Below are 631 nucleotides of genomic sequence, written 5' to 3' on the forward strand. Positions count from 1 at the left end.
GCGAAGGCCGCTTCGGAGCCCGAGATCGCCTCGGCGAGCGCGGTGGCCGCGTCGTTGGCCGATTTCACCGCCGACGCGCGGATCAAATAGCGCAGCTTGATCTCCTGCCCGCTTCGCAGACCGAGCTTGGAGGGCGGTTCCGCGGCGGCGGCGCGGGAGATCGTCACCTTGTCGTCGAGGTCGATCTCGCCGTTCTCCACCGCCTCGAAGACGACGTAGAGCGTCATCATCTTCGTCAGGGAGGCCGGATGCAGCCGCGTGTCCGCGTTTTCGGCGTGCAGCACTTCGCCGCTGCGCGCGTCCATGACCAGCGCGGCATAGGGCGCAGCCGCCGCGCCCATGGGCGCGAGCGCCGCGATCCAAAGGGAAAGCGCGAAAATGACGCAGGCCCGCACGGGCCGCAGGCGGTACCCCTCGCTCACTGTCTCTGCCTCGTCTGCCTCGGGTCGAGTCGTCGCGCCCGACCGCTGGTTGTTTTGCGGATACGCTACCACAACAGCCGCATGCGACAAAGCCTGACGATGTCGGCATTTTCGTGGCGAAGCGGCGCAGCGGTGACGGCGGCGCCCCGTCGCACCACGCCGCGCCGCGCACCGTGCCGCGCGCCGTGCCGTGCACCGTGTCGGGCCCC

1 protein-coding gene is annotated in these 631 nt (G+C 69.9%); it reads right to left on the bottom strand.

Translation table 11 applies throughout. The annotated features are described in order from the left end of the window. A partial coding sequence (locus AB6A65_RS16455; RefSeq protein ID WP_371039477.1) for a D-alanyl-D-alanine carboxypeptidase family protein occupies positions 1-341 on the bottom strand: 341 nt, incomplete at its 3' end. Positions 342-631: the final 290 nt, after the last annotated feature.

It is taken from the genome of Rhodosalinus sp. FB01, assembly GCF_041365715.1.
In the GTDB taxonomy this organism is placed as follows: Bacteria; Pseudomonadota; Alphaproteobacteria; order Rhodobacterales; family Rhodobacteraceae; genus Rhodosalinus.